27 protein-coding genes are annotated in these 25,723 nt (G+C 62.1%); 16 read left to right on the top strand and 11 right to left on the bottom strand.

All coding sequences use genetic code 11. The features are described from left to right. The first annotated feature begins 148 nt into the window (after positions 1-148). Positions 149-688, top strand: a complete 540-nt coding sequence (locus tag JYU29_RS01010; RefSeq protein ID WP_213982932.1) for a GcrA family cell cycle regulator — start codon at positions 149-151, stop codon at positions 686-688. Positions 689-871: 183 nt separating this feature from the next. Then, on the top strand, positions 872-1,447 hold the full coding sequence (locus JYU29_RS01005; protein WP_213982931.1) for an acyloxyacyl hydrolase: 576 nt from the start codon (positions 872-874) through the stop codon (positions 1,445-1,447). A 75-nt stretch (positions 1,448-1,522) separates the two neighbouring features. On the opposite strand, the gene JYU29_RS01000 is transcribed toward JYU29_RS01005, so the two are convergent. Continuing rightward, positions 1,523-2,347, bottom strand: a complete 825-nt coding sequence (locus tag JYU29_RS01000; protein ID WP_213982930.1) for a tetratricopeptide repeat protein — start codon at positions 2,345-2,347, stop codon at positions 1,523-1,525. Between the two features lie 161 nt (positions 2,348-2,508). On the opposite strand from JYU29_RS01000, the gene JYU29_RS00995 reads away from it, so the two are divergent. The 3 genes from JYU29_RS00995 (at position 2,509) to JYU29_RS00985 (ending at position 5,172) form a co-directional block, all read left to right on the top strand. Next, positions 2,509-3,885, top strand: a complete 1,377-nt coding sequence (locus tag JYU29_RS00995) for a leucyl aminopeptidase family protein (RefSeq protein WP_213982929.1) — start codon at positions 2,509-2,511, stop codon at positions 3,883-3,885. 73 nt (positions 3,886-3,958) lie between these two features. Next, positions 3,959-4,309, top strand: a complete 351-nt coding sequence (locus JYU29_RS00990) for a MarR family winged helix-turn-helix transcriptional regulator (RefSeq protein ID WP_213982928.1) — start codon at positions 3,959-3,961, stop codon at positions 4,307-4,309. Further along, entirely contained in the window at positions 4,306-5,172 is an 867-nt protein-coding gene (locus JYU29_RS00985; protein ID WP_213982927.1) for a C40 family peptidase, read from the top strand. The genes JYU29_RS00990 and JYU29_RS00985 overlap by 4 nt, the downstream gene beginning before the upstream one ends. Positions 5,173-5,241: 69 nt before the next feature. Here the strand turns inward: JYU29_RS00985 and bdcA are convergent, their stop codons facing one another. Continuing rightward, positions 5,242-5,949: an SDR family oxidoreductase gene (bdcA, locus tag JYU29_RS00980; protein WP_213984183.1), complete on the bottom strand. Its 708-nt coding sequence runs from the start codon at positions 5,947-5,949 to the stop codon at positions 5,242-5,244. Between the two features lie 78 nt (positions 5,950-6,027). On the opposite strand from bdcA, the gene JYU29_RS00975 reads away from it, so the two are divergent. Beyond that, complete coding sequence (locus JYU29_RS00975) at positions 6,028-6,627, top strand: TetR/AcrR family transcriptional regulator (RefSeq protein ID WP_213982926.1); 600 nt, start codon at positions 6,028-6,030, stop codon at positions 6,625-6,627. Between the two features lie 22 nt (positions 6,628-6,649). Here the strand turns inward: JYU29_RS00975 and JYU29_RS00970 are convergent, their stop codons facing one another. From JYU29_RS00970 to JYU29_RS00930, 9 genes are all read right to left on the bottom strand, one after another. Next, positions 6,650-7,672 (bottom strand): type II secretion system F family protein, encoded by a 1,023-nt coding sequence (locus JYU29_RS00970; RefSeq protein WP_213982925.1) that lies wholly within the window; start codon positions 7,670-7,672, stop codon positions 6,650-6,652. A gap of 7 nt (positions 7,673-7,679) precedes the next feature. Then, on the bottom strand, positions 7,680-8,684 hold the full coding sequence (locus JYU29_RS00965) for a type II secretion system F family protein (RefSeq protein WP_213982924.1): 1,005 nt from the start codon (positions 8,682-8,684) through the stop codon (positions 7,680-7,682). Between the two features lie 19 nt (positions 8,685-8,703). Then, entirely contained in the window at positions 8,704-10,221 is a 1,518-nt protein-coding gene (locus JYU29_RS00960; RefSeq protein WP_213982923.1) for a TadA family conjugal transfer-associated ATPase, read from the bottom strand. Between the two features lie 34 nt (positions 10,222-10,255). After that, a complete protein-coding gene (locus tag JYU29_RS00955) occupies positions 10,256-11,530 on the bottom strand; it encodes a CpaE/TadZ family protein (protein WP_213982922.1) in 1,275 nt (424 codons plus the stop codon). 18 nt (positions 11,531-11,548) lie between these two features. Next, positions 11,549-12,259, bottom strand: coding sequence for a CpaD family pilus assembly protein (locus JYU29_RS00950; RefSeq protein ID WP_213982921.1), 711 nt, complete (start codon positions 12,257-12,259; stop codon positions 11,549-11,551). Positions 12,260-12,276: 17 nt separating this feature from the next. Continuing rightward, positions 12,277-13,770, bottom strand: a complete 1,494-nt coding sequence (locus JYU29_RS00945) for a type II and III secretion system protein family protein (RefSeq protein WP_213982920.1) — start codon at positions 13,768-13,770, stop codon at positions 12,277-12,279. Continuing rightward, positions 13,770-14,585, bottom strand: coding sequence for a Flp pilus assembly protein CpaB (gene cpaB, locus JYU29_RS00940; protein WP_213982919.1), 816 nt, complete (start codon positions 14,583-14,585; stop codon positions 13,770-13,772). The genes JYU29_RS00945 and cpaB overlap by 1 nt, the downstream gene beginning before the upstream one ends. Positions 14,586-14,717: 132 nt before the next feature. Further along, positions 14,718-15,245 (bottom strand): A24 family peptidase, encoded by a 528-nt coding sequence (locus JYU29_RS00935; protein ID WP_347879827.1) that lies wholly within the window; start codon positions 15,243-15,245, stop codon positions 14,718-14,720. 45 nt (positions 15,246-15,290) lie between these two features. Next, positions 15,291-15,473 carry a Flp family type IVb pilin gene (locus JYU29_RS00930; protein WP_213982917.1) on the bottom strand — a complete coding sequence of 61 codons (183 nt, stop codon included), beginning with the start codon at positions 15,471-15,473 and terminating at the stop codon, positions 15,291-15,293. 241 nt (positions 15,474-15,714) lie between these two features. Between JYU29_RS00930 and JYU29_RS00925 the strand changes: the two genes are divergently transcribed. The 10 genes from JYU29_RS00925 to recF all read left to right on the top strand — a co-directional run bounded on the left by JYU29_RS00925 (position 15,715) and on the right by recF (position 25,710). Next, on the top strand, positions 15,715-16,149 hold the full coding sequence (locus JYU29_RS00925; protein WP_213982916.1) for a pilus assembly protein N-terminal domain-containing protein: 435 nt from the start codon (positions 15,715-15,717) through the stop codon (positions 16,147-16,149). Between the two features lie 191 nt (positions 16,150-16,340). Then, positions 16,341-16,868: a TadE/TadG family type IV pilus assembly protein gene (locus JYU29_RS00920; protein WP_250157125.1), complete on the top strand. Its 528-nt coding sequence runs from the start codon at positions 16,341-16,343 to the stop codon at positions 16,866-16,868. Continuing rightward, positions 16,861-17,484 (top strand): TadE/TadG family type IV pilus assembly protein, encoded by a 624-nt coding sequence (locus JYU29_RS00915; RefSeq protein WP_250157124.1) that lies wholly within the window; start codon positions 16,861-16,863, stop codon positions 17,482-17,484. The genes JYU29_RS00920 and JYU29_RS00915 overlap by 8 nt, the downstream gene beginning before the upstream one ends. Before the next feature lie 72 nt (positions 17,485-17,556). Then, complete coding sequence (locus JYU29_RS00910; RefSeq protein WP_213982914.1) at positions 17,557-18,786, top strand: phosphopentomutase; 1,230 nt, start codon at positions 17,557-17,559, stop codon at positions 18,784-18,786. Next, on the top strand, positions 18,779-19,681 hold the full coding sequence (mutM, locus tag JYU29_RS00905) for a bifunctional DNA-formamidopyrimidine glycosylase/DNA-(apurinic or apyrimidinic site) lyase (protein ID WP_213982913.1): 903 nt from the start codon (positions 18,779-18,781) through the stop codon (positions 19,679-19,681). The genes JYU29_RS00910 and mutM overlap by 8 nt, the downstream gene beginning before the upstream one ends. Positions 19,682-19,723: 42 nt before the next feature. Further along, positions 19,724-20,497: an enoyl-CoA hydratase gene (locus JYU29_RS00900; protein ID WP_213982912.1), complete on the top strand. Its 774-nt coding sequence runs from the start codon at positions 19,724-19,726 to the stop codon at positions 20,495-20,497. Between the two features lie 168 nt (positions 20,498-20,665). Next, positions 20,666-20,944: a 30S ribosomal protein S20 gene (gene rpsT / locus JYU29_RS00895; protein WP_213982911.1), complete on the top strand. Its 279-nt coding sequence runs from the start codon at positions 20,666-20,668 to the stop codon at positions 20,942-20,944. An 839-nt stretch (positions 20,945-21,783) separates the two neighbouring features. After that, positions 21,784-23,259 (top strand): chromosomal replication initiator protein DnaA, encoded by a 1,476-nt coding sequence (gene dnaA / locus JYU29_RS00890; protein ID WP_250157226.1) that lies wholly within the window; start codon positions 21,784-21,786, stop codon positions 23,257-23,259. A gap of 178 nt (positions 23,260-23,437) precedes the next feature. After that, positions 23,438-24,553, top strand: coding sequence for a DNA polymerase III subunit beta (gene dnaN / locus JYU29_RS00885; protein WP_213982910.1), 1,116 nt, complete (start codon positions 23,438-23,440; stop codon positions 24,551-24,553). A gap of 14 nt (positions 24,554-24,567) precedes the next feature. Further along, entirely contained in the window at positions 24,568-25,710 is a 1,143-nt protein-coding gene (recF, locus tag JYU29_RS00880) for a DNA replication/repair protein RecF (protein ID WP_213982909.1), read from the top strand. Positions 25,711-25,723: the final 13 nt, after the last annotated feature.

Here is a 25,723-nt window from a genome sequence, read left to right as displayed (position 1 = left end):
GTCACGCGACCACTAGTTTGACCTCACGAGATAACAAGATTTCGTACGGCGAACCTTATCACCGAATAGATGTAGCACATCCATCCAGTTTCAGCGACTGGAGGGATGACGGATTCGGCTTGCCGTGCCGTCAACGGAGCGTGGAAACATGAACTGGACAGACGAGCGGGTTGAGCTCCTCAAGAAACTGTGGGCCGAAGGTCTGAGCGCAAGCCAGATCGCCGCACAGCTCGGCAATGTCAGCCGCAATGCCGTGATCGGCAAGGTGCACCGGCTGAAGCTTTCCAGCCGCGGCCGCGCCACGGCTGCTCCCGCCGCAAAGAAGAAGATTGCTGCCACGGCGGCGCCTGCCCAGCGCACGGTTACCGCCGCGCCGCGTCCGGCGACCACTTCGCAGCCGCCACGCATCGTCAGCTCCACGGCTGGCGCGAACGCGCTGCAGATGCAGTTCGACGCTGAACCCGCCGCCAATCAGCAAACGCGTTCGGCGAGCGATGTGGTTGTGCCGATTTCGCGACGCCTGCATCTCGTTGAACTCAGCGAGCGCACCTGCAAGTGGCCCAACGGCGATCCCCTGTCGGAAGATTTCAGCTTCTGCGGCCACGAAGCCACGGATGCGAGCCCTTATTGCAGCTACCATGCAAAGGTCGCGTTCCAGCCGGTTGGCGAGCGCCGCCGCGCCCGGTAAGCGGGCAAGCGCGATCCCGCGATAACGTTTGAAGCCGGTGCGCCCTCAGGCGCGCCGGCTTTTGCTTGTGGCGATTGCGCAACACATCTCCGCTGCTGCGATTGGCGTTAACTAACAGCAATTCCCAATCCAGCCAGCAGGCGTAAATTCGCCTCGAATCACTGGCGGCTGGGGACGTCGATCATGAATAAAGCATTGTTGGCGCTTGGGGCTGTTCTGGCGCTGGGCGTGACGCCTGCCGTGTCACAGGAAGCCGGCTTCCTTGGCGGCATCCAGTTCGACAAGAATGCCGACAAATACGAAGTCCGCCTTGGCGGCGGTGCTTATGATGCCGGACCGTTCACGCCGGAGTCCTTCGATGGCGGTGTCGTGAATGGCGAGTTCCTGTTCCCGAGCTTCGACGTCCTCAAGCCCATTGGTTCGCCGCGTCCCTATATCGGCACGGATATCGCGATCTCCGATGATCCGATCCACGTTCTTTATGCCGGCCTGAACTGGCAGGCCTATCTGACGCAGCGCTTCTATCTCGGCTTCAGCCTCGGCGGCTCGGTCAACACCGACTCCAAGCGCACCAATGACGAAGGCAGTGAGCGCGATCTCGGCTCGAACATCCTGTTCCACCTTCAGGCCACGGCCGGCGTGGACATCACCGAAAAGCTCGGCGCCGAAGTCTTCCTCAACCACATCTCGAACGCCAATCTCGGCCCTTCGAATGATGGTCTGGAGTCAACCGGCGTGCGCCTGACCTGGAAGTTCTAGGAGCAAGGCTTCCGACGCAAAAGAAGCGCCTCAGGGGCGCTTCCGGTAGACAGAGGAGCAAGGCGCGGAAGGATCTCAGTTGGTTCTTCGCGCCTTGTCTTCCTTCTCGAGATCGTTCCAGGCGTTCTGCTGCGCCAGCATGCCTCGGAGATAGGCGACATTGGCCTTGGCCTGATCGGGCGAAAGTTCTTGGCTGGCAATCGCTTCGGCTTCCGCGAACCGCCCCTGCAATCCCACCACCAGCGCCAGGTTCTGACGCACGCGGCTGTCGGCGCCCGGTGCGGAAACGGCCTTGCGCATCGTGGCTTCGGCGATCTTGAGGTCGCCTGTCAGAACATAGGACATTCCAAGGTTCGACAGAACGGAAGGCTCGCCCGGCTTCAGCTCCAGCGCGCGGGTATAAAGATTGCGCGCTTCGGCATTCTGGCCGAGCTGATCGAGGATGGCCGCTTCCGCCGATACGAGCCGCCAGTCCGGATATTCCGGCGTCTGCGCGCGGCGCACGGCCTGCAAGGCCGGCTCGAACTGACCGTCGGCCGCAAGCGCCTTGCCATAGGCGGCAAGCACGTCCCGATCCTTGGGATGATCGATCGCAGACTTGCGCATCACGGCCAGCGCCTGGTCGGTGCTGCCGCTCATCTGCAAAACGGCGGCGTAGCGCAGCGCGGTCGCCTTGTCGTTGGGCTGCTTGGCGTAGGATTGGCCAAGCCGCTGCGCCACACCCTGCAACTCGCGGGTCGACATCTGCTCGATCGCGCGCCCGGAAGCCGCCGGTGCGATGGAGCCCGTGGTTTCACGGCTGGTGTTGGAACAAGCGGCAACGCCGGCTGCGAGCATGAGAGCCAGACCGGCCTTGAGCAAAGGCTTGGCTTTCGAAACGATCTGAACTCTCGTGGACATCCGCGGCGCCCCTGCCCTCAACCCTGCTGCCTCAAGCAATATTCCGTTAACCCTAACGGAGCGTTAAACCGTCCACCTTGCTCCCCGGCTGCGGTCGACAGGCGCTCCGCCCCGCCGTAGAACAGTGTTCAGCCGATTGCAGATCAGGATGAACTGACGCCATGCCCGTTGAACTTCTTTCCAAGCAACCAAGCGGCGCATTGCCGATCTATCTTGCATCAAAGAACGGGTCCGACGCCGCATGGCCTGCTGCCGCGCGTGAATGGGCGAAGCTGCAGGACTTTTCGGGCGAAGCCGGCCGCGTTCTGTGCTTTCCCACCGACAATGGCCAGCTCGGCGGCGCCTTGTGCGGCATGGGCGCTTCCGATGACGGCGGACTGACGGCGCTGTCGAGCGGCGCACTCGCCCGCGCACTGCCTGCCGGCGACTGGTATTTCGCCGATGTGCCCGGCGACGCGACGCTTGCCGCTCTCGGCACGATGCTCGGCGCTTATTCCTTTCAGCGCTACGGCAAGAAGCCGACGCGAGCCCTGCGCGTAGCGGTCGACGATGATGTCGATGCCGCCCATGTCGGCCGCATCGCCGATGGCGTGTTTCTCACCCGCGATCTCATCAACACACCCACCAACGACATGGGCCCGGCACAGCTGGAAGAAGCCGTGCGCACGCTTGGGACCCGCTTCAAGGCCAAAGTCGAGGTCACCACGGGCGACGCTCTGCTCAAGGCCAGTTTTCCGATGATCCATGCGGTCGGCCGCGCATCCGACCAGGCGCCGCGGTTGATCGACCTGACATGGGGCAAGAGCGGATCGCCGAAGGTGACGCTGGTTGGCAAGGGCGTGTGTTTCGACACCGGCGGCCTTGATATCAAGCCTGCCAGCAACATGCTCCTCATGAAAAAGGACATGGGCGGCGCTGCCAACGTGCTCGGCCTCGCTTCCATGCTGATGGCCGCCAAGCTCGACATCCGCCTGCGCGTTCTCATCCCCGCCGTTGAAAACGCCATCGCCGGCAATGCCTTTCGTCCAAGCGATGTCCTGCAAAGCCGCAAGGGCATCACCGTCGAGATCGGCAACACGGATGCGGAAGGCCGCCTCGTTCTGGCCGATGCGCTGGCGCTCGCCGACGAGGAAAGCCCCGATCTTCTGATCGACATGGCGACGCTGACCGGTGCCGCCCGCGTGGCGCTCGGACCGGAAGTGCCGCCCTTCTTCACCGACGACACCGCGCTTGCCTTCGACATCGCGACCGCTGCCGAAGCCACTGCGGATCCCTTGTGGCGTTTGCCGCTCTACAAGCCTTATGCAGCCCGCCTGTCGTCCAAGATCGCCGACACCAACAACGTCAATGCCGACGGCATGGCAGGCGCGGTTACCGCGGCCCTCTTTCTGAGCAAGTTCGTTGAAAAGGCTCGTAGCTGGGCGCATTTCGACATCTATGGCTGGAGTACCGCAGACCGCCCGCATTGTCCGGTTGGGGGCGAGGCGCAAGGCATTCGCGCGCTTGAACGCCTTTTGACACGGCGCTTCGGCGCGTAAGCGGAACGCTTGCGAACGCTTCGTTTAGGGTCTAGCTTGATACGGACCCGAAACGAATACGAGCCTGCACCCCATGCCGGTCACCTTACGTCCCGGCCAGGCACTTGGACTGTGGCGCTCCGTTCTGCTTGCCCAGGTGCTCGATGACGCGCCGGATCTGACCACCCGGCAGATGGCGATCTTGCTCACCATCTACCTCGATCCGCCACCGCATACGATCCGCGGGCTCGCGGCCAAGCTCAGCGTCACCAAACCGGTGATCACGCGCGCGCTCGACACGATGGGCGCGATGAAGCTCGTGTCGCGCCATCGCGACGAAGCGGACCGGCGCAACGTTCTCGTGCGCCGGACCGTAGAAGGGTCATTGTTCGTCGAAACAATCGGCGACACCATCATTGCCAAAGCACGGGACTTACCGACATGACCGTTCTCGATCGCCGCCTTCACGCCTTTCGCGACGACCTCGCCGACATCCGCCTCAGCGGACAGGTGGAAGCGCGCGATTTCGTTGAAGGCCAGCCGGCCCGCATCGTCGCGCCCGTCGTCGATCTCCTGCGCAAACCGACGTTTGAAGCCGGCATGGACACCCAGATCCTGCATGGCGAAGACGTGCGCGTGTTCGATCAGGCCGACGGCTTTGCCTGGATCCAGGCTGCGGATGGTTATGTCGGCTATGTCCAGGCCGACGCGCTCGCACCGGCGCTGAACCAGCCCACCCACATCGTCACCGCACCGCGCACCTTCGTTTATCCAGGCCCCGACCTGCGGTTTCCCCGCCGCCGCAGCCTGTCGATCGGCAGCCTCGTTCATATCACCGGTGAAGCGGAAGCGCGCGGCACCGGCTATTCCCTGCTGGAAAACGGCGAAGCGCTGATCACCAAGCATCTGCAGCCACTCCCACACGCCGCGCTCGATTATGTCGACGTCGCCGAAAGCCTGATCAACACACCCTATCTCTGGGGCGGCGCATCGGGCTTCGGCATCGATTGTTCCGGCATCGTGCAACTAGCCATGCGCATGGCCGGTCATTACGCCCTGCGCGACACCGACATGCAGGCAAGCACGATCGGCGAAGCGGTTCAGCCCGGCCCCGACATGGCACTTCTGAAGCGCGGCGACCTCGTTTTCTGGAACGGCCACGTCGCCATCGTCACCGGTCCCGACGAAATCATCCACGCCAGCGGCCACACGATGTGTGTCACCCGTGAATCCCTGACCGCCGCCGTGGAGCGGATCGGTTATCTCTATGGCGGCCCAACAGGATTTCGCCGCCCAATGAGCGACTAGGCAGAAGTCAGAGAAAGCGCGACAGCCGTTCAGGCCGTCGCGCTGTTTCATCCGGTCGCTCAAACGAACCTAAGCACCAAAGGCGCCATCGATCGTGTGCATCGCACCGGTTACGAAGCCAGCCTCAGGCCCCGCGAGCCAAGCCACCATGCCTGCGACCTCTTCCGGCTTGCCGTGGCGCTTGATCGCCATGAAGCTGTGCATCAGGTCGCGCATGGGTCCTTCCGCCGGATTGGCGTCGGTATCGATCGGTCCGGGCTGGACGATGTTGATCGTGATGCCGCGCGGTCCGAAGTCTCGTGCCAAGCCCCGTGCCAGCCCCTGCAAGGCCGATTTGCTCAGCGCATAGGATGCCATGCCGGGAACGGGCATGCGGTCGCCGTTTACCGAGCCGATCACGATGATCCGTCCGCCCTCCGGCATCTGCCGTGCAGCCTCGACCGACGCGTGGTAGGGCGCGTGAACGTTGACCTGGAACAGGCGGTCGATTTCATCCGGATCCTGATCGAGTGGGTCGCCGAAGATCGCGAAGCCGGAATTGACCACCAGAACATCGAGCGGTCCGCTCTCACGCACGGTTGCGATCACCGCGTCCCGATCGGCGCTGTCGGTGCGTACGGCTTTGCTCCCGGTCTGAGCAGCCAGGCTTTCGGCCGCATCCTTCGAGCCTGCATAGGTGAAGGTTACATTTGCACCATCATCCGCGAAGCGCCGAACGATCGCAGCGCCAATCCCGCGGCTTCCACCCAGAACGAGAACCGTCTTATCCTTGAACATTGCCATACCGCATCCTTGAGGAATAATTTAGGAGGCGCTATGTAAATCGCGACAATCAAGCGGTCAACGGAATTTGTAGTGGAAGATACAAAAACATCGCGCGGACGTGGCCGCCCTCGTCGCTTCGATCCCGAACATGCCGTTGCAGTCGCCAAGGACCTGTTCCACGCCCGTGGCTATGATGCGGTCAGCGTTGCGGAGGTGACGGACGCGCTCGGCATCAATCCACCAAGCTTCTATTCCGCCTTCGGCAGCAAGCAGGGTCTTTATGCCCGCGTTCTCGAGCGGTATGCCGATGTCGGCGCCATCCCGCTTGCGGAGATATTGAGGCCTGATCGATCCGTCGGCGAATGCCTGGCGACGCTGTTGGAGGAGGCTGCACGCCACTACTCCGACAATCCGAAAGCCGCTGGTTGTCTCGTCGTCGAAGGAACGCGATGCAACGATGCCGATGCCCGGGAAGCGGCTCTTGCCTACAACATCGCAGTGGAAGCCGATATCCATGACTATGTCGCGGCGCGCCATCCTGACAAGGCAGACGCGGTGACGGACTTCGTGGCAACGACCATGTTCGGTTTGTCCGCAAAAGCCCGCAGCGGGCATGGTCTCGACCAGCTTTTGTCGACGGCACGGCTGGCCGGATCAGCGATCCGGGCGGCTCTGCCGAACGAGACGTGATCGCCGCCCGTTTCCCGTCATTCTATTCGCTCGGCCGCGCGGCTTCCCCGGATCCGAACCGCTCCGAGACCTGAATGCCCGCTGGTCCCAGGATCACGGCAAACAGCACCGGGAGAAAGAACAGGATCATCGGCACGGTCAACTTCGGCGGCAGGGCTGCGGCCTTCTTTTCGGCTGCGTTCATGCGCAGTTCGCGGCTTTCCTGCGCCAACACGCGCAAAGCGGACGACACCGGCGTTCCGTAGCGCTCGGCCTGGATCAGTGCCTGCGTCACGCTTTTCACCGTGTCCAACCCGGTGCGCGCGCCGAGATTTTCATAGGCCTGCCGGCGCTCCTGCAGAAAGGAAAGCTCGGCATTTGTGAGAATGAACTCCTCCGCCAGCTCCACCGACTGCGCGCCGATCTCTTCTGCCACCTTGCGGAAAGCGGCCTCGATCGACATGCCGGATTCGACGCAAATCAGCATCAGGTCGAGCGCATCCGGCCAGGCGGCCTGGATCGATGCCTTGCGCTTGGATGCGCGGTTGGTGACGTAGAGCACCGGCATGTAGAACCCGGCATAAGCGCCGAGCACGCAAACGAAAGCCTTGATGAAGAACGGCTTCTCGGCCAGCCCGCCCATCACGAACAGATAAAACAGCACCAGCGCCAGGCCGACGAAAGGCAGAACGAGGCGGAAGAACAGAAAGCGCGTCAGCGGGTTCTGGCCGCGAAAGCCGGCCACACGCAGAGCCGTGATCGTGCTTTCATCCGCCAAAGCGCGGCGCAGATCGAGCCGGTCGACCACCGCACGCATGCTGACCGATTGTTCCTCACGCAGTCCCCCGCCCTTGCGGCGGCGATCGGCTTCGGCGGCCAGCCGCGCGCGCTGCTTGGCACGCAACTCGTCGCGTTCCAGCGCAACGGTCTTCATCCGCGTCTTCAGCGAAGACCCGCCGCTCAGTGCCGGCAGCACGGTGTAGATCGTGGCGAAAACCGCGAGCGAGACCAGCACGGCCATGGCGATCGCCGGGTCTTCGATAACGGAATAGATCGCATCCATCATCGCCGGATCAGACCTCGAAATTGATCATGCTGCGCATCACGAACAGGCCGATCGACATCCAGATGCCGGAAGCAACAAGGATCAGATTGCCCGTGCTCGTGGTGAAAAGCGGCATGATGTAGGCCGGGCTCGACAGGTACACGAGGATCGCCACGATGAAGGGCAGCGCTCCGATGATGGCGGCCGAGGCCTTTGCTTCCATCGACAGCGCATTGACCTTGTCCTTCATTCGCTTGCGGTCGCGCAAAACGCGCGACAGGTTGCCGAGCGCTTCCGACAGATTGCCGCCCGCCTGGCTCTGGATCTGAATCACGATGCCGAAGAAGTTGGCTTCCGGGCACGGCATCGTTTCGCCCATGCGCAAGGCGGCCTCGGGCACCGAGAGTCCCAGCTGCTGCGCTTCCACGATGCGGCGGAATTCCGTTTTCACCGGCTCGCGGCTTTCATTGGCGATCAGCCGGATGCCATCGTTCAGCGGCAAACCGGATTTCACCGCACGAACGATTACGTCAAGCGCGTTGGGAAACTCGGTCAGGAAGGCTTTCACGCGCCGCTTGCGCTTGAACGAAACGAACCAGCGCGGCAATCCGACGGCCCCGGCCAAAAGCACGCCCGGCAGAAGATAAAGCGGCATCCCCAGGATGAAGCCGACAAGGGTCAGCGCCAGTCCGGACAAGGCGGAATAAAGGTAGAAGCGCTCCATCGTCACGGCCATGCCGGCCTGCCGGATCTGGATCTTCAGCGGCGGCTTGGTGGTGCTGGCGTCGCGGATCTTCTGCTTTTCCTCGAGATCCTTCAGCGAATCCTGCACCGACTTGCGGCGCTTGGCGATTTCGGCGGCGCGGTCGCGCGTTGCCTTGAGCTTGGCGCGCGACGTTTCGGCAGACTTCACCGTCTGCAACCGGCGCCCGGCCTTCTTTTCCGCGGCAATCCGGTCGAACAGGAAGACATAGGCGACAAGGCCGGCGCTGACGCCAGCCAGAAGAACGAGAAGCAGAACCGAACTGTTCATCGGGTTGCTCCGCGCGCCGTCATACGGCGCGCTTCTCCATGGCTTCAAGGGCGGTCGCCAGCCGTGCTTCCTCGCCATAATAGCGGGCGCGATCCCAGAAGGCGGGACGGCCGATGCCGGTCGACACATGCTCGCCGATCAGGCGGCCGTTCTGATCCTCGCCCTTGATGTTGTAGAGTACGAGATCCTGCGTGATCACGACATCGCCTTCCATGCCCACCACTTCCGTGATGTGGGTGATGCGACGCGACCCGTCGCGCAAACGCGCGGCCTGGATGATGATGTCGACGGAGCCCACCACGATCTCGCGCACCGTCTTTTGCGGCAGGGAGAACCCGCCCATGGCGATCATGGATTCCACGCGATTCAGGCATTCGCGCGGGCTGTTGGAGTGGATCGTGCCCATCGAGCCGTCATGGCCGGTGTTCATCGCCTGCAGCAGATCGAACACTTCGGGCCCACGCACTTCGCCGACGATGATGCGCTCGGGCCGCATACGCAGGCAGTTCTTCACGAGATCGCGCATCGTGACCTCGCCCTCGCCTTCGAGATTGGGCGGACGCGTTTCGAGGCGCACCACATGTGGCTGCTGCAGCTGCAGTTCGGCGGAATCTTCGCAGGTGATGACGCGCTCGTCGCGGTCGATATAGTTGGTGAGGCAGTTCAGAAGCGTGGTTTTACCCGAGCCCGTACCGCCTGAAATGACGACATTGCAGCGCACTCTGCCGATAATCTTGAGCACTTCCGCCCCTTCCGGCGAAATGGCTCCGAACTTGACCAGCTGATCGAGCGTCAGCTTGTCCTTCTTGAACTTGCGGATGGTGAGCGCCGCGCCATCGATCGCCAACGGCGGTGCGATGACATTGACGCGCGAACCGTCGGGCAAGCGCGCATCGCAGATCGGCGAGCTTTCATCGACGCGGCGTCCGACCTGCGACACGATGCGCTGGCAGATGTTGAGAAGCTGCTGGTTGTCGCGAAAGCGAATGCCGGTCTGTTCGACCTTGCCGTTCACCTCGATATAGACCTGCCGCGAGCCGTTGACCATGATGTCGGCGATATCGTCGCGCGCAAGCAGCGGCTCGAGCGGGCCATAGCCCAGAACGTCGTTGCAGATATCTTCGAGCAGTTCTTCCTGCTCGGCGATCGACATCGCGAAATTCTTGATGCCGATAATGTCGTTGACGATGTCGCGAATTTCCTCGCGCGCCGTTTCCGGATCGAGCTTGGCGAGCTGCGACAGGTCGATCGTGTCGATCAGGGCCGAAAACACCTGGCTCTTGGTGTCGTAATAGCTTTCGCTACGCGCGCGGTCCGGCCGCCGCGGTGCTTCGGGCGTGGATGGGGGCACATTGGCGGCACGCTTGGGCGGTGCCGAGATCGCCGGTGCAGGCGCTTGATTGCTGGGCTTGGCTTCGCGCGACGGTATAGGGGCGCGCGACGGCACGGGGGCGCGCGACGGCTGCTGCGCCGTTGCGGGCGGGCGGAACTCCGGGAGCTCCCGCACACCAGCATCATTGCCTCGTTTACCGAACATCGGTTCTTACTCCACGCCCTTCAAACGCTCGGCGCTACTTCTTTGCGCTCTTCAGTTTTCCCAGAAGATCAGCCAGGCCCGAACGCTTGCGCGGCCTGATCTCGCTGCGGCCCGTCAGAATGTGGGCAATATCGTTAAGGATCTGCACGGTGGCGTGCTTGGCATCCATTTCTCCCAGCATCCGGCCATTGTTCGACGCCGTTCCGAAGAACTGCGGATCAAACGGGATCACGGCCAAAGGCGTGAGATCGAGCGGTTCGGCAAAATCGCTTGCCGAGATTTCCGGCCGCTTCGGCATGCCCGCTTGGTTGAGGATCAGCTTGGGCGCCGCATCGTTGGGCCGAAGCGTGCGCAACGTATCGACGAGGTTCTTGGTGTTTCTGAGATTGGCGAGTTCCGGCGCTGCCGTAATCACCACCTCGTCGGCCTGCATCAGCGTGGTCTTGGTCCAGCCGTTCCAGGTATGGGGCAGATCGAGCACCAGCATCGGCGCGCTGCGCTGGGCAGTGTCGATGATCTGCTGAAAGGCATCCGGCTCGAAATCATAGGTGCGCTCGAGCGTCGAGGGTGCCGCAAGCAGCGACAGCTTGTCGGCACATTGCGCGAGCAGGCGATCGAGATAGACTTCATCGATCCTTTCCGGCGCAAACACCGCCTCGGCGATGCCTTGCGCAGGATCCTGGTCGAAGTCGATATTGGCCGTGCCGAAGGGAAGATCCATGTCGGCGACAACGGTTTCGGACGCAAACAGCGTCGAGATCGCCCAGCCGAGATTATGCGCCATCGTGGACGAACCCACCCCGCCCTTGGCGCCGATAAAGGCGATCGAGCGGCCAAGCGGTGCGGCTTCCGGGTCAACGAAGATGCCGGAGATCACCGTCAGCATGTCGGCCATCGAGATCGGCGCGACGACATATTCGGAAATGCCGGAGCGGATCAGTTCGCGATAAAGCCATACGTCGTTGTAGTGGCCGACAACCACGACCTTCGTGCTGGGGTCGCAGACATCCGCGAGTTGCCGCAAGGCAGCCACCAGTTCACGCGGTTCCTGACGCGATTCCAGGATGATCAGATTGGGCGTCGGCGCCGTATGATAAAGGTCGAGCGCGGTGGCGATCCCGCCCATGTGAACCTTGAGATGCGCCTTCGCCATGCGCCGGTCTTCGGCCACCCGCGTGATCGGACCCGCAACGCCTTCGGTTTCGCAGAAGGCTTGAATGGAAATGCGCGGGATCGGCCGCAGCGCGCGCAGGGCGGCTGTGTCCTGTTCGCTTTCGGCAAAATCCGTTTCAAAGGCGAGATTGCTCATCGATACCGGTTCCGCCCGTCAGTTCTGGTCGTAGTCGATGGTCGGGGTGAAGGTGGTTTCCTTCCGCTTGTAGTTGCCGATCGCAACGCCGCGATTTTCCGCATCGATCTCGCTTTGGCGGCGCGGCCCGAGAAGGTCGGCTGGATTGGCGATCTGTGCGGCCAGGTTGTTTTGATAGGAACAACCGAAATTGGCGTAGTGCTTGTTGTCCGTGGTGTCGCCAATATCCTTAGGCCAGCGCCCGCAAGGCTGCGTATAGGCTTGCATCGCATTGAAGGTGACGCGGATCGGCGCGTTGGTTTCCGTGGCTTCGGCCCGATAGGCGGCAGTCGCGATCCGGTGTGCCGGCACACCGTTGCGGCGCAGCACCGCCATCATGTCATGCGATACATTCGATGCCGCGATCTCGTTGGCCGAGCCACTCGGCACGATGATCGTCACGGTCGGCTGCGCATCCGCATCATACTGCGCCAGGAAGCCTTCGAGCGCGGTACGCTGCATCGCGGTCATCCGGCGATCCGCCATGCCGACTGGCAAATCGATCTTGCGCTCTTTTTCGCCCACGATGATCGGGTGGTTGGTGCGATAATCGTCGGGAATGGCGCCAACGGTGACCGAGTCCCGATGGCCCGTCGAGCAGCCCGCAAGGAGCGCCACCGCAAGACATGCCGACGCCGCAGCCAGCCGGCCCGGCACCTTGAACGCAACGCTGTTTGCCTGGGATGCCATGGCCGCGCGACCCTTGCTCACTTGTAGATGTAGCCGACGACGCCGTGATAACGGCCGTTCGGAAGGTTGGTCTTCATCGTTCCGTAAACGCGATTGACCTTGCCCAGAAAGAAGCCGGCGCCATCGCTTGCAGGAGTGAAATTGTCGTCCGGCCTCGCCAGCTCGTTGCGTGCCACGGGGCGCGCGAGATAGGGCGTGACGATGATCACGAGCTCGGTCTCGTTGCGCGTGAACTGGCGGCTGCGAAACAGCGTGCCGAGTACAGGGATCTTGGACAGGCCGGGTGTTGCGTTCACGGATTGGCGCAGATCATCCTGCACAAGGCCGGCAATCATCATGGATCCGCCGGACGGCAGTTCAACTGTCGTATCCGCAAGTCGCTTGCGCAGCGACAGGATGCTGACGCCATTCGACTGTGCGGTGGCTTCGCTCGTGGGTTCCGACACCGATGTTCTGACCTTCAGGCTGATCCGCCCCGGCGAAAGAACCGTCGGCAGGAACTCGAGCCCGATGCCGTATTCGATCTTCGACAATGTGATTTCACGGTTGCCGTCATCGTCCGTATCGACCGCCGATGGCACGTTGAATTCACCGCCGACCCGGAAGGTAGCCTGCTCTCCCGAAATTGCGGTCAGGGTCGGCTCGGCCAGCGTACGCAGCACACCGGACTGTTCCATGGCCGTGATCGATCCCTGCAGGAGCGAAGCACCGCCCAGACCGCTACCGGCCTGGAGCATGGAACGCCCATCCCCCAGGACCGAGCCGAACTGAATGCCTTCGGCCTGACCGATGATGCTGACGCCGAGCTGCTTCATGACGTTGCGGTTCACTTCCGCCACCGTCACTTTGAGCGTGACCTGATCTTCGCCGACGATCTGGATCAGATTGACGATCTTGCTGCCGCGGCGCGTGTTGTCGGGATTGTTGATCGACACGCCGGCAGAAGCATCACCGCCTGACGCGGTCTGCGAAAACTGGCCGGTCGTCGCTTCACCGCCGCTCACGAAAATCGTGGCCAGCTGCGCTGCGCGCGATGCGTCGAGCGGCGTGTTCACCGTGCCGGTCAGGACAACATTGTCGTTCAGCAGCTCCACGCTGATGTCGGAACCCGGAATGAAGCGCTCGAGATAGCCTTCCAGCCCCGCCACATCGCGTTCCACCGTGATTTCATAATTGGCGATCTGCTCGCCATTGGAGCCGAACACGATGATGTTGGTCTGGCCAATGCTCTTGCCGAACAGATAGATGCGCCGTGCCGTGCGCGTGACTGCATCGGCAACTGCGGGGTTCGCCACCAGAATGTCATAGGCGTCCGAGCCGAGCTCCAGGACGAAGGACTTGTTCAGGCCAAGCTTGATCGCCTGACCGCTTCTGTAGCTGCCGACCATCTCACCGCCGGCCTGCGCCGTGGTGATCGCCGGGCTGCCCGGCATGAGCATCAGCGCAGCCAGAACAAGGGCCGTCTTGCGACCGATGGTCTTGCCCCAGGCTTGTTTCCGAACAGCAGTCATCAGCGGGCATCCTGTTCTGAAATCTCGCCCGACTTGATCAAGCGGACCGTTCCCCGCTTGTCGGCGCGGTTCACGAGGTGATCGGCTTCAGCCAGGTTCTTTTCCTGCGATTCCGTGATCGGGCGCAAAGCCAGCGTCAAACGATCGGCCATCTGCTGCGCAACCGTAATGATCTCGGCCTGCTGCGGCGTGAGCTCCAGCGTGGCGGTCTGGCCAACCCTGACGCGCTTGCCTTCTTCGTCTTCCTGAATGGCCTGATCGATGGCCAGCACGCGGATGTTCTGCAGGATGGTTTCGGTCGTGAACCCCTCGCCGGCCGCACCTTCACCGGTTGCACGGCGGGTCATGATGACATCAACGGTGTCGTTGGGAAGAATGAAACCGCCGGCCGACGTGTCGGCTGCGATCTGCGTGGCCACCGCGCGCTTGCCGGTCGGCAAAATCGAAGACATGAAGCTTTGCCCCTGCCCGATCAGCTTGGAGCGCCGCAGCGGCTCGCCGGCATAGATCTCGACCTTGGCAACCGAGCCGTTCAGCGTTTCCAAGGCTTCGGGTTCGGCAGTGCGTGTGATGAAGCCTTCGGACACCGCATCCTTCGGCCAGGGCTGCCAGCGCAGCTGACCTTCGATGGTCGACCCCATCGCCACGGTTTCGCCGAGAACGAGCACGTCTTCGAGCGCAAGCGCCGGGGCCTGCTCGGGCTGCTGAACAGCCACCAGTTCCGGCGGTGCGGAGGCCATGTTCTTGGCAAGCCAGCCGGCAGCAACAGCTGCCACAACTGCAACGCCAAGAATTATGACACGTGAAGCGTTCATCCGCCTGATCCCAGATTCAACGCACAGCTTGCGTTGATAGGGACCCTGCCCAGCAAAGGTCAAATTACGGTTAACAAGCCGCTTAGAAAGGTGATGAATGCAATCTTAATGAAGATCTTTACGATTGGGAGATTACATGTTGGCCAGCGCCCATTCACCCAGCGGGCTGGACGGAAAGGCGAGAAGCCCCGCAGCACCCAGCGCAATTCCATAGGGAATGCCGGCCTTGCGATCCGCGAGATGGCGGAAGAGACGGGTAGCGCTGGCAGGTGCCGCAAGCGGTGAATAGCGCAGAGCGAGAAGAACGAGCGTCAGAACGCCGCCGAGCACCGCGCTCCAGACAAGATACTGCGCGAGCGGCAGACCGGGTCCCATCCAGAGCGCCGTTGCAGCAATCAGCTTGGCATCACCGCCGCCCATGGCTCTGAAAAAGAACAAGGCAAAGGTGACTGCAAGCGTGCCCACACCGGCTGCGACGTGCCAACCATAGATCGGCCAGCTCAAGTCAGAAGCAAACGCAGCACCCAAAAAGACAACGATCAGGATGACCGGAATGCGGTTCGATATGGTCATCGACATCATGTCAGATGCCATTGCCATCATCATGCAGCAGGAGAATAACAAGACAATGGAGGCTTGTAGCAAGCTATAAGCCTCCATCTTCCATCAGTGGAAATCTACAGAACTAAGTTCTGCCAGACATTCTTACCGTGCAGTCTGCGAGTTCGACAGCTTCGTGCCCAAGAAGGTGAACTGGTTGTTCAGGCTGTTGCCCAGCGTGGTCGCGCCAGCGATGATCGCGAGGGCGATCAGGGCAGCGATCAGGCCGTATTCGATAGCGGTTGCGCCGGATTCATCCTTGGCGAAACGGGCGAAGATCTTCGACATTATCTGAGTTCCTACTCAACGTGGTTACAGCATCTCGTCGACGTTCTGCCGTGTCGATCGATTGACCTCAACCTAGCGAACACCTGTTGCGAACGGCTTAAGCGACGCGCTTAACAAACACTTGCCAAAGTGGATCAAAGTATCCACGCCCGCTCCTGCCGATCTATGCTGATGATCTGCGGTTTACCGCGTGTTCACCCTTCTCCTTCATGCTTCCTGCACTTTCGCGCGGAAGACACCCATGTCCTTGTTGCAAGTCACTCGTTCTCTGACGCCCCTCCTTCTCGGCGGGCTGCTCGGTTTTGCCCTGATGGGCCCGGCATCGGCGGAAACGGGCGTTCAGGTGATGATGAACGAGGCAAAGATCATCAAGGTCGCGCGGCCGATCGATACGGTCGTCATCGGCAACTCAGCCATCGTGGATGCAGCCGTTCAGAACAACACGACCATCGTTCTGACCGGCAAGGGCTTCGGCTCCACCAATGTCGTTCTGCTCGACAAGGACGGCCAGGCGATCGTGGATCAGCAGGTAACTGTTTCTCGCCAGGACAGCGGATCGGTGCGGGTTTATCGCCGCGCGCAGATGCAGACGCTTTCCTGCACGCCCTATTGCGAAGGCGCTTATCGCAACGAGGCCGAGCAGAAGTCGGAAGAAGCCTTGAACGGTGGCCGGTAAGCACGCGATCCGCAGCTCCGCCTGCAGCAAATCTTGCTCGAATGCAGAAGATTGTCTGCGTTTTCAAAACGCGACGGCAATCTGCTTCGGCTAGGCTCGCATCCGTGACGAACAGGTAGGACTGGATGCAAGACGGAAAGCGGAACGGTCGCGCGGCGATAAGCGTCCGAGCGCTGATGCATCCTGAAGCCATGAAAGGCCTCCTTGCTCGGTTCTGGCGCGACCGCCGGGGCAGCACGGCCATCGAGTTCGTGGCTCTCGCCATCCCCTTCTGTCTTCTTGTGTTCGCGATCCTCGAAAGCTGCCTGTCTTTTGCCGGCCAGCAGATCCTGACCAATGCGACTGACGATATCGCCCGCAAGCTGCGCACCGGTCAGATCCGGAGCCTGACGGAAACCGAACTCAAGAACGACATCTGCAATCGCATCAACATCCTTGTTCCCGGTAATTGCAGCGCAAACCTGTCGGTGGACCTGCGGGAGTTCACGAGCTTCGCGGAGGCCGCGAAGCTTCGGGTCAAGATCGGAAACGATGGCGACATCGATACGAGCGGCTTCAAGGTGGAGGTCGGCCGGTCCGGCACGAAGAACATGCTGAGGACATTCTACCGCTGGCCGGTGATCACGGATCTCCTGCGCCAATCCATGTCGAACCTGAAGGGCAACAAGACCCTGCATTTTGCGACGGCGACCTGGCAGAACGAGCCGTTCGATGACTGATGCAAGAACAATCGGCCGCGTTCTTGCGCGTGCACGGTCGACGATGGGCGCCTTTGCTCGGGATCGACGTGGGGTCGCGGCGCTCGAATTCGCCTTTGTCGTTCCGATCCTCCTTTGCATCTACTTCATGACGATGGAGCTTTCGCAGGGCATCGAAACCAACAAGAAGCTCGGACGCGCCGGCAATCTCGTTGGCGATCTGGTCACCCAGCAGGCCGAACTCACGAGCAGCGAGATCGACGGCATCCTGATGATCGGGGAAGCGCTTCTGCAGCCCTATAATCGCAGCAGTCCCGAGATCACCGTTACTGCGATCAACATTCAAAGAAGCACCACGACGAACCAGCTGACGGGCAAGGTCGCGTGGCAACGCAGGATGGCTGACGGCGCGTTCAACTCTTCCTCGGAAACCGAGGTCGACGTGCCGGACTTTCTGCGCACCGAAGGCGCCTTCATCATCCGGGTGGATGCGGCTCTCGATTACAAACCGGTTCTGCTCAACGCGGCAGAAGGAAGGGCGCTCGGCGTCGGCGCCGCCTTCGACGGAATTGCCATGGATGAGACCTATTTCATGCGCCCGCGCCGCAGCACGACGATCACCTGCAGCGGCTGCTGAAGCGCATTCAGCACAAGCATTTGTGAGCACGCGCGAACTGACCTATCTGTGTTGCCAATCAAGGTCGGCTTCATGGCGCGCGCATTTCTCTTTGTTCTGGATTCCTTTGGTATCGGCTGCGCGCCGGATGCCGCGCGCTACCATGACGAAGGCGCCGATACCTACGGCCATATTCGCGCGGCCTGTGCGGCCGGCCGTGGCGATCAGCCCGGCCTGCGAAAAGGTCCGCTGCTTCTGCCCCACATGGATGCGCTCGGCCTCGCACATGCCTCCGCACTGTCTCACGGCGAACCACTCCCGCCTGGCGGCACGCTCGGCTTCTTCGGTGCCGCGACCGAAACCTCCTTCGGCAAGGACACGCCGTCCGGCCATTGGGAAATCGCGTCTTTGCCCGTTCAGTTCGACTGGGGCTATTTCCCCGACACCGTGCCGAGCTTCCCGCCCGAACTGACGCAAGCCATCATTGCGCAAGCGGATCTGCCCGGCATTCTCGGCAATTGCCATGCGTCCGGCACCGGCGTCATCGACGATTTCGGCGAAGAGCATGTGCGCACCGGCAAGCCCATCCTTTATACCTCCGTGGATTCCGTTCTGCAGATTGCCGCGCATGAAGAGCATTTCGGCCTCGAACGGCTCTACGACCTATGCGCCATCGTGCGTCGCCTGGTGGATCCGCTCAAGATCGGCCGCGTGATCGCGCGCCCCTTCCTCGGCGAAACGGTGGAGACCTTTGCACGCACGCCCCACCGCCGCGATTTCGCAACGCCGCCGCCGCAGCCCACGCTGCTGGACCGCGTGACGCAACGCGGCAGCCGCGTCATCGGCATCGGCAAGATCGGCGACATCTTTGCGCATCGCGGCGTGTCGGAAACCCGCAAGGGCGCTGGCAATATGGGGATGTTCGACAAGGCCCTCCAGGCGATGGATGATGCCGGCGACGGCGATCTGGTTTTCGCAAATTTCGTGGATTTCGACACCGAGTTCGGTCATCGCCGCGATGTCGCCGGCTATGCCGCCGCACTGGAAGCCTTCGATGCCCGCCTGCCGGAAGCCTTGGACAGGTTGCGGCCGGGCGACATGCTGATCCTAACCGCCGATCACGGCTGCGACCCCACCTATCGCGGCACGGATCATACGCGCGAGCGCGTGCCGATCCTGGGCATCGGTCCCCAGTTCAAGCCGGGTTCGATCGGCGTTCGGGCCACCTACGCCGATATCGGCGAAACGGTTGCCGAGCATCTCGGCCTCAATCCCGTTCCGGCCGGCACATCCTTTCTCCAGCAGATGACCGCCCATGCCTGAACTGCCCGAAGTTGAAACCGTCCGGCGCGGGTTGCAGCCTGTGATGGAAGGTGCGCGGATCGAACGGGTGGAACTGCGCCGCCCCGACCTGCGCTTCCCGCTGCCGCTCGATTTCGCCGCCCGTCTTCAAGGCCGCACGATCGAGGCTCTGGCGCGACGGGCGAAGTATCTGCTTGTTCATCTCGACGACGGCGCAGTGGTGATCGCTCATCTCGGCATGTCCGGTTCGTTCCGCATCGAAGAAGAAAGCGATGCAGAAGCGGAGCCCGAGACGCCCGGCACCTTCCATCATCCCCGCTCCAAGGACGAGAAGCACGATCATGTCGTGTTCCACCTCGAGCGGCCGGAAGGCCGTGCGCGCGTGATCTATAACGATCCGCGTCGCTTCGGCTTCATGCTGCTGGCCGAGGCCGACGCCTTGCATGATCATCCGCTGCTCAACGGTCTCGGCGTCGAGCCCACCGGCAATGCGTTGGATGGCGTGCTTCTGTCCGACATGCTCCGGGCTAAGAAGACCCCGCTGAAGTCCGCTCTGCTCGATCAGCACCTGATCGCCGGCCTCGGCAATATCTATGTCTGCGAGGCGCTGTGGCGTGCCGCCATTTCACCCAAGCGTCTGGCCGGCACGATCGCGGGAAAGCCGGGTAAGGACACGTTGCGCACGCGCCGGCTGGCTGAAGCGATCCGCACCGTGATCGCCGATGCGGTGGCGGCCGGCGGCTCCACCTTGCGCGATCATCGCCAGGCCGACGGCTCGCTCGGCTATTTCCAGCACACCTTCTCCGTTTACGATCGCGAGGGCTCGCCCTGCCCGCGCATCGCCTGCACAGGCGCTGTGCAGCGCATCACTCAAGCTGGCCGCTCCACTTTCTATTGCCCGCGCTGCCAGCGCTGATAAGGGTGAGCCTATCAAGGGCAGACCATACAGGAGGAACGCATGGCCTATGAAACGATCCTGGCGGAAACGCGCGGCAAGGTCGGGCTCATTACGCTGAACCGTCCGCAGGCGCTGAACGCCATCAATTCGGGTTTGACGCGCGACGTGCTGGAAGCGCTCAAGATCTATGATGCCGATCCCGCCATCGGCTGCATCGTCATCACCGGGTCGGACAAGGCCTTTGCGGCCGGCGCCGACATCAAGGAGATGCAAAGCCGCTCCTATGTCGACAACTATCTCGACGACTTCTTTGCCGAATGGGATGCGATGGGGCGCGTGCGCAAGCCGATCATCGCGGCCGTTGGCGGTTATGCGCTGGGCGGGGGCTGCGAGCTCGCAATGGCCTGCGATTTCATTATCGCTGCCGACACCGCAAAGTTCGGCCAGCCGGAGATTACGCTGGGCGTCATGCCGGGCATGGGCGGTTCGCAGCGCCTCACACGGTTCGTTGGCAAGTCGAAAGCCATGGACATGTGTTTGACAGGTCGCATGATGGATGCCGCCGAAGCCGAGCGCAGCGGTCTCGTGTCGCGTGTGGTGCCCGCGAGCGAGCTGATCGAGGAAGCCCTGAAGGCCGCCACCAAGATCGCCGACTTCTCGTTGCCGGCCGTGATGATGAACAAGGAAGCGGTCAACCGCTCCTATGAAATGACGCTTGCCGAAGGCCTGCGCTTCGAGCGGCGCGTGTTTCATTCCATGTTTGCGCTGGAAGACCAGAAGGAAGGCATGTCGGCCTTTGCCGAGAAGCGCAAGCCGACCTTCAAGAACCGCTGAGCGCGCGGCGTGAAGCGCAGCGCCTTGCCGGAAGAGCCCGGAAAAGAATTGACGTTGCGCTCCACCTTGCTTATAAGCCGCCCAACTTGTGGTGGCTATCGGCTGCCGCATTGCTATTTTGTACGGCCTGCCGGCCGGCAGGACCCGTTGAAACAATAGAGAGGCGACATGGCCAATACAGCTTCGGCCAAGAAGGCGGCGCGCAAGATCGCCCGCCGTACTGCAACCAACAAGAACCGCCGTTCGCGCGTGCGCACTTTCGTCCGCAAGGTCGAAGAAGCGCTGCTGGCCGGCGACAAGGACGCGGCCGCAGTTGCATTCAAGGCCGCCGAGCCGGAACTGATGCGCGCTGCCTCGAAGGGCGTCGTTCATCGCAACACCGCTGCCCGCAAGGTATCGCGTCTGGCTTCCCGCCTGAAGACGCTGTCGGCTTCGGCTCCAGCCTGATCCGATCTTAACACTTGTGTTCAAAAGCCCGGCCTTGTGCCGGGCTTTTTTTGTGCCCTGCGTCAAGCTGGACACTCGACTCTTCAGGCCGTTTCCTCGTTGCGCGGAGGCCTCCTCGGCTAAGCTCTTGAGATTCAAGATCTCCGCATCTGGGGACCAACAAGGCCGTTCCATTTTCCTTTGCTTAATCAGTGGGTTGTAGAAGTTTATCCACAGACGATCCACATCGTCGCCCGACCCTCCTACACCTCTCAGAGTCAAGCAGATTCTTTGAAAAAATTTGTTTCAGAAGCACCGAAAATCGGTCCGCAGGAAAAGAGATTGAATCCAAAGAACTTAGAGGATTAACGCGCCACAAAGCGGGCCCAAAACGGCCTTGAGCATTAAGATTAGTTTAAATTTGTCCCTGTCTACCGCTTGTATCGGCGGCTCCGGACTCGGTAATGTCCAGTCAGCGAGAGGGACGGGCGGGGGCCTTAAACCCGAGCCATGAGGATGACACTGCCGCACCATTGGTGAACGGGTGTCTGAGACCTTTCGCTGTGTAGCGATCGAAGCAATGTCCAGCAACTTTTGTTGCGGTGCGCAGGCCAATGGGAATCCGTTGGCCGGCCGGAGGTTTGCCGAAAATCGAGGGCGTACAAACTCTGGGTGAGAACCCGGACGGAGCGCCTTATTGTCTTGGCGCTTCGCAACGGAAGCGATCGGGACCACTAACAGCGTCTTCCGCAACGGGAGGCGCGAGCATGACGGATAAGGAACGGCGACACATGCATAGCGGCTTTGCAGCGAAGAGCGAGTTCGGCCTTCCAATCCAGACCAATTCCAACGAGGACCAGATGACAGCAGGCGACGCAGCCGGTGAACGAGTTTTCGAACGCGTAAAGGTACAGCTGCGGGCCCGTCTCGGGAACGACGTTTATTCAAGCTGGTTTGGCCGCATGAAGCTTGCGGAAGCATCGAAGGGCATCGTGCGCCTGTCCGTGCCGACCGCCTTCCTGCGCTCCTGGATCAACAACCACTATATCCGCCAGATCGAAGAACTGTGGCAGGCCGAAGAGCCCTCCACGCTCAAGGTCGAGGTGATCGTTCGCTCCGCTACCCGCAACACCGCCCCGGTGCAAAGCGAAGCCGCCGTTCAGCGCAACCGCGCTGCCAAGCCGACCGCAGGCGTTGCCGCCGCACCGTCGATCAAGCCGATGCTGTCGGTTGTGGGTGCGCCCGCGCCGCGTCCGGCTTCCGGTGAAACGGAAGCACGCGGATCGAGCATCGGCTCGCCGCTCGACCAGCGCTACACCTTCGAGTCCTTCGTTGAAGGCCCGTCGAACCGCGTTGCCTTCGCCGCCGCCAAGGCCGTTGCCGAGACCGCGCCGAACGCCGTGCGCTTCAACCCGCTTTACATCCATTCCTCGGTTGGCCTCGGCAAGACCCACCTGCTTCAGGCGATCGCCGACGAGGCCATTCGCAATCGTCCGGGTTCGCGCGTCGTTTATCTGACCGCCGAATATTTCATGTGGCGCTTTGCATCCGCCATTCGCGATAACAGCGCGCTCGCTCTCAAGGAGCACCTGCGCGACATCGACCTCCTGATCATCGACGACATGCAGTTCCTGCAGGGCAAGTCGATCCAGAACGAGTTCTGCCACCTCCTCAACATGCTGCTCGACAGCGCCAAGCAGGTCGTGGTGGCCGCCGACCGTCCGGCAACGGAACTGGAATCGCTCGAGCCGCGCGTGCGCTCGCGTTTGTCCGGCGGCGTGTCGCTCGAAATGGCCGCTCCCGACTTCTCCATGCGCCTGTCGATGCTGCGCCACCGTCTGGCGCTGGCACAGGCCGAAGATGCCACCATCACGATCTCCGAAGAGATCCTGAACCACATCGCCCACGCCATTCCCGGCAGCGGCCGCGAAATCGAAGGCGCGTTCAACCAGGTTCTGTTCCGCCGCTCCTTCGAGCCGCAGCTCGATGTTGACCGGATCGACGAGATGCTGGCCCACATTTTCCGCTCGGGCGAGCCCAAGCGCGTGCGCATCGAAGACATTCAGCGCGTGGTTGCCCGCCACTACAACGTGTCGAAGACGGAACTCCTGTCGAACCGCCGCACCCGCACGATTGTGAAGCCGCGCCAGGTGGCGATGTATCTGTCCAAGGTGCTGACGCCGCGCTCGCTTCCCGAGATCGGCCGACGCTTCGGCGGCCGCGATCACACCACGGTTCTGCATGCCGTGCGCAAGATCGAGGATCTCACGGGCTCGGATGCCAAGCTCGCACAGGAAATCGAGTTCCTGCGCCGCCTCATCAACGAGGCACAGTAAGGCTCACCTCGAAGCGCTTGTTGATCGGCCGGTCCAAACCGGCCGAAGACCTTGCTTTCGCGGCGGATTTGTTGTCAGTCTGCCGCGACTTCGGCGGGGGATCCCCCGCCTGCCAACGGGACACAGGCAGCCCTTTCGCGACTGCCCGTCCCGCTGATCCAATCCGGGACTGGTTGCCATGCGTGTAGTTCTTGAACGCTCGAACCTTCTGAAGTCGCTCAACCATGTTCATCGCGTCGTTGAGCGCCGCAACACGATACCGATTCTGTCGAACGTGCTGCTGAGTGCCGAGGGCGCCAATCTGTCGCTGAAGGCGACCGATCTCGACCTCGAAGTCACCGAAACGATCCCCGCGATGGTCGAGCGCGCCGGCTCCACCACCGTGCCAGCGCATCTGCTGTACGACATCGTGCGCAAGCTGCCTGACGGGTCGGAAGTGATGCTGAAGCTCGATGAAGACGGCAATGCCATGACCGTCATGGCCGGCCGCTCCTCGTTCCGCCTTCAGTGCCTGCCGCAGTCGGATTTCCCCCAGCTTTCGGCCGGCACCTTCACGCATATCTTCCGCATCGAAGCGCCCGCCATCAAGGGCCTGATCGACAAGACGCAGTTCGCGATCTCGACGGAAGAAACGCGCTATTACCTCAACGGCATTTTCCTTCACACGCATGGCGACGAGGACCTGAAGCTGCGCGCGGTGGCAACCGACGGTCACCGTCTGGCGCGTTCGGAAACCGCCGCTCCATCCGGTTCGGAAGGGATGCCCGGCATCATCGTGCCGCGCAAGACGGTCAGCGAGTTGCAGAAGCTGCTCGATGATCCCGAAACCACCGTCACGGTTGAACTGTCCGACACCAAGATCCGCTTTACGATCGGCCCTGTCGTTCTGACCTCCAAGCTGATCGACGGCACTTTCCCCGATTACCAGCGCGTGATCCCGACCGGTAACGACCGCCGGCTTCTGATCGACCGGCAGAGCTTTGCATCGGCCGTCGATCGCGTCTCCACCATTTCGTCGGAGCGCGGCCGCGCCGTGAAACTGTCGATCACCTCCGGCCAGGTGACGCTTGCCGTCAACAATCCGGATTCCGGCTCCGCGACGGAAGAACTGGCCGCAGACTACGATTCCGATCCGATCGAGATCGGCTTCAATGCGCGCTATCTCCTCGATGTCGCAGCGCAGCTGTCGGGTGGCGATGCCCGCTTCATGCTGGCCGATGCCGGTTCCCCGACGCTGATCCATGATGCTTCGGACGAAGACACGCTGTATGTCCTGATGCCGATGCGCGTGTAGCGCATCGGGTATCGATGGCCGAACCCAGCTCGATCGGTAAGTTCCAGCTCACGCAGTTCCGGAACTACGCGCAGCTCGTGACCCGGTTCGAGCCCGGCGCCGTCGTGCTGTTCGGCGCCAATGGCGCCGGCAAAACCAATCTGCTCGAAGCCATTTCTTTCCTGTCGCCCGGCCGTGGTCTGCGGCGCGCCAGCTATGCCGATGTGCCCCGCGCAGGCGCCACGGACGGCTTCTCCATTTTTGCCGAAATCAGCGGCCCGGAAGGCGATGTCAGCATCGGCACCGGCACGGCATCAGCCGAAGGCGAGACCGATGCCGGCCGTCGGGTGCGCATCAACGGCGCACCGGCCCGCAGCGCCGACGATCTCCTGGAATGGCTGCGCGTGATCTGGCTGACGCCGTCGATGGACACGCTTTTTACCGGCCCCGCCGCCGAGCGCCGCCGGTTCATCGACCGTCTGGTGCTGGCCATCGACCCGCAGCATGGCCGCCGCACGCTCGATTATGAAAAAGCCATGCGCGGCCGCAACCGGCTGCTTGCCGAAGACAGCCGCGACACTGCCTGGCTGGACGCGATCGAAACCCAGATGGCCGAAACCGGAACGGCGATCGCTGTTGCCCGCGTCGAGCTGGTGCGCCTCCTTACCGGACTGATCGAAACCATGCCGGATGGTGCCCCCTTCCCCCGCGCGGGCGTTTCGCTCACCGGCTTCGTGGAAGACCAGGTTGCGGGACGCGCTGCCGTTGATATCGAGGAAAGCTTCCGCCGCGCCCTGCGCGACAACCGGTTTCGCGACCGCGCCTCCGCGCGCACGCTCGATGGGCCGCATCGCGCCGACTTTCTCGTGGATTATCGCGAAAAGGCGATGCCCGCAGCCCTTTGCTCCACCGGCGAACAAAAAGCGCTGCTGATCGGCCTGATCCTGTCGCATGCCCGGCTCACCGGCGCGATCACCGGGCTCGTGCCGATCCTGCTTCTGGACGAGATCGCCGCCCATCTCGACGAGAACCGCCGCGCTGCCTTGTTTTCCATCCTGGAAGAAATCGGCTGCCAGACCTTCATGACGGGTACGGAGCGCGCGCTGTTTGCGAGCCTCGAAAGCCGCGCGCAGTTCCTGCTTGTTCAGGACGGCACGGTTACCCCCAATCCCGGCTGACAGCCTTCGCGAC

Origin of the sequence: Tianweitania aestuarii, from assembly GCF_018457165.1 — a bacterium.
Taxonomy (GTDB): Bacteria; Pseudomonadota; Alphaproteobacteria; order Rhizobiales; family Rhizobiaceae; genus Tianweitania; species Tianweitania aestuarii.
This window is presented reverse-complemented; position numbering and strand designations above follow the sequence as displayed.

What these genes read in the sequence shown, in the direction of transcription:
- mutM (WP_213982913.1), top strand. Translation starts at nt 18,779, where the DNA reads ATGCCTGAACTGCCCGAAGTTGAAACCGTCCGGCGCGGGTTGCAGCCT.
- JYU29_RS00930 (WP_213982917.1), bottom strand. Translation starts at nt 15,473, where the DNA reads ATGTCGAAGATCTTCGCCCGTTTCGCCAAGGATGAATCCGGCGCAACC.
- cpaB (WP_213982919.1), bottom strand. Translation starts at nt 14,585, where the DNA reads ATGAACGCTTCACGTGTCATAATTCTTGGCGTTGCAGTTGTGGCAGCT.
- JYU29_RS00960 (WP_213982923.1), bottom strand. Translation starts at nt 10,221, where the DNA reads ATGTTCGGTAAACGAGGCAATGATGCTGGTGTGCGGGAGCTCCCGGAG.
- JYU29_RS00910 (WP_213982914.1), top strand. Translation starts at nt 17,557, where the DNA reads ATGGCGCGCGCATTTCTCTTTGTTCTGGATTCCTTTGGTATCGGCTGC.
- JYU29_RS00965 (WP_213982924.1), bottom strand. Translation starts at nt 8,684, where the DNA reads ATGAACAGTTCGGTTCTGCTTCTCGTTCTTCTGGCTGGCGTCAGCGCC.
- JYU29_RS00955 (WP_213982922.1), bottom strand. Translation starts at nt 11,530, where the DNA reads ATGAGCAATCTCGCCTTTGAAACGGATTTTGCCGAAAGCGAACAGGAC.
- JYU29_RS00985 (WP_213982927.1), top strand. Translation starts at nt 4,306, where the DNA reads ATGACCGTTCTCGATCGCCGCCTTCACGCCTTTCGCGACGACCTCGCC.
- JYU29_RS00945 (WP_213982920.1), bottom strand. Translation starts at nt 13,770, where the DNA reads ATGACTGCTGTTCGGAAACAAGCCTGGGGCAAGACCATCGGTCGCAAG.
- JYU29_RS01000 (WP_213982930.1), bottom strand. Translation starts at nt 2,347, where the DNA reads ATGTCCACGAGAGTTCAGATCGTTTCGAAAGCCAAGCCTTTGCTCAAG.
- JYU29_RS00990 (WP_213982928.1), top strand. Translation starts at nt 3,959, where the DNA reads ATGCCGGTCACCTTACGTCCCGGCCAGGCACTTGGACTGTGGCGCTCC.
- JYU29_RS01010 (WP_213982932.1), top strand. Translation starts at nt 149, where the DNA reads ATGAACTGGACAGACGAGCGGGTTGAGCTCCTCAAGAAACTGTGGGCC.
- JYU29_RS00995 (WP_213982929.1), top strand. Translation starts at nt 2,509, where the DNA reads ATGCCCGTTGAACTTCTTTCCAAGCAACCAAGCGGCGCATTGCCGATC.
- recF (WP_213982909.1), top strand. Translation starts at nt 24,568, where the DNA reads ATGGCCGAACCCAGCTCGATCGGTAAGTTCCAGCTCACGCAGTTCCGG.
- bdcA (WP_213984183.1), bottom strand. Translation starts at nt 5,949, where the DNA reads ATGTTCAAGGATAAGACGGTTCTCGTTCTGGGTGGAAGCCGCGGGATT.
- JYU29_RS00900 (WP_213982912.1), top strand. Translation starts at nt 19,724, where the DNA reads ATGGCCTATGAAACGATCCTGGCGGAAACGCGCGGCAAGGTCGGGCTC.
- dnaN (WP_213982910.1), top strand. Translation starts at nt 23,438, where the DNA reads ATGCGTGTAGTTCTTGAACGCTCGAACCTTCTGAAGTCGCTCAACCAT.
- JYU29_RS00920 (WP_250157125.1), top strand. Translation starts at nt 16,341, where the DNA reads ATGAAAGGCCTCCTTGCTCGGTTCTGGCGCGACCGCCGGGGCAGCACG.
- rpsT (WP_213982911.1), top strand. Translation starts at nt 20,666, where the DNA reads ATGGCCAATACAGCTTCGGCCAAGAAGGCGGCGCGCAAGATCGCCCGC.
- JYU29_RS00915 (WP_250157124.1), top strand. Translation starts at nt 16,861, where the DNA reads ATGACTGATGCAAGAACAATCGGCCGCGTTCTTGCGCGTGCACGGTCG.
- dnaA (WP_250157226.1), top strand. Translation starts at nt 21,784, where the DNA reads ATGACAGCAGGCGACGCAGCCGGTGAACGAGTTTTCGAACGCGTAAAG.
- JYU29_RS00970 (WP_213982925.1), bottom strand. Translation starts at nt 7,672, where the DNA reads ATGATGGATGCGATCTATTCCGTTATCGAAGACCCGGCGATCGCCATG.
- JYU29_RS00925 (WP_213982916.1), top strand. Translation starts at nt 15,715, where the DNA reads ATGTCCTTGTTGCAAGTCACTCGTTCTCTGACGCCCCTCCTTCTCGGC.
- JYU29_RS00935 (WP_347879827.1), bottom strand. Translation starts at nt 15,245, where the DNA reads ATGGAGGCTTATAGCTTGCTACAAGCCTCCATTGTCTTGTTATTCTCC.
- JYU29_RS01005 (WP_213982931.1), top strand. Translation starts at nt 872, where the DNA reads ATGAATAAAGCATTGTTGGCGCTTGGGGCTGTTCTGGCGCTGGGCGTG.
- JYU29_RS00950 (WP_213982921.1), bottom strand. Translation starts at nt 12,259, where the DNA reads ATGGCATCCCAGGCAAACAGCGTTGCGTTCAAGGTGCCGGGCCGGCTG.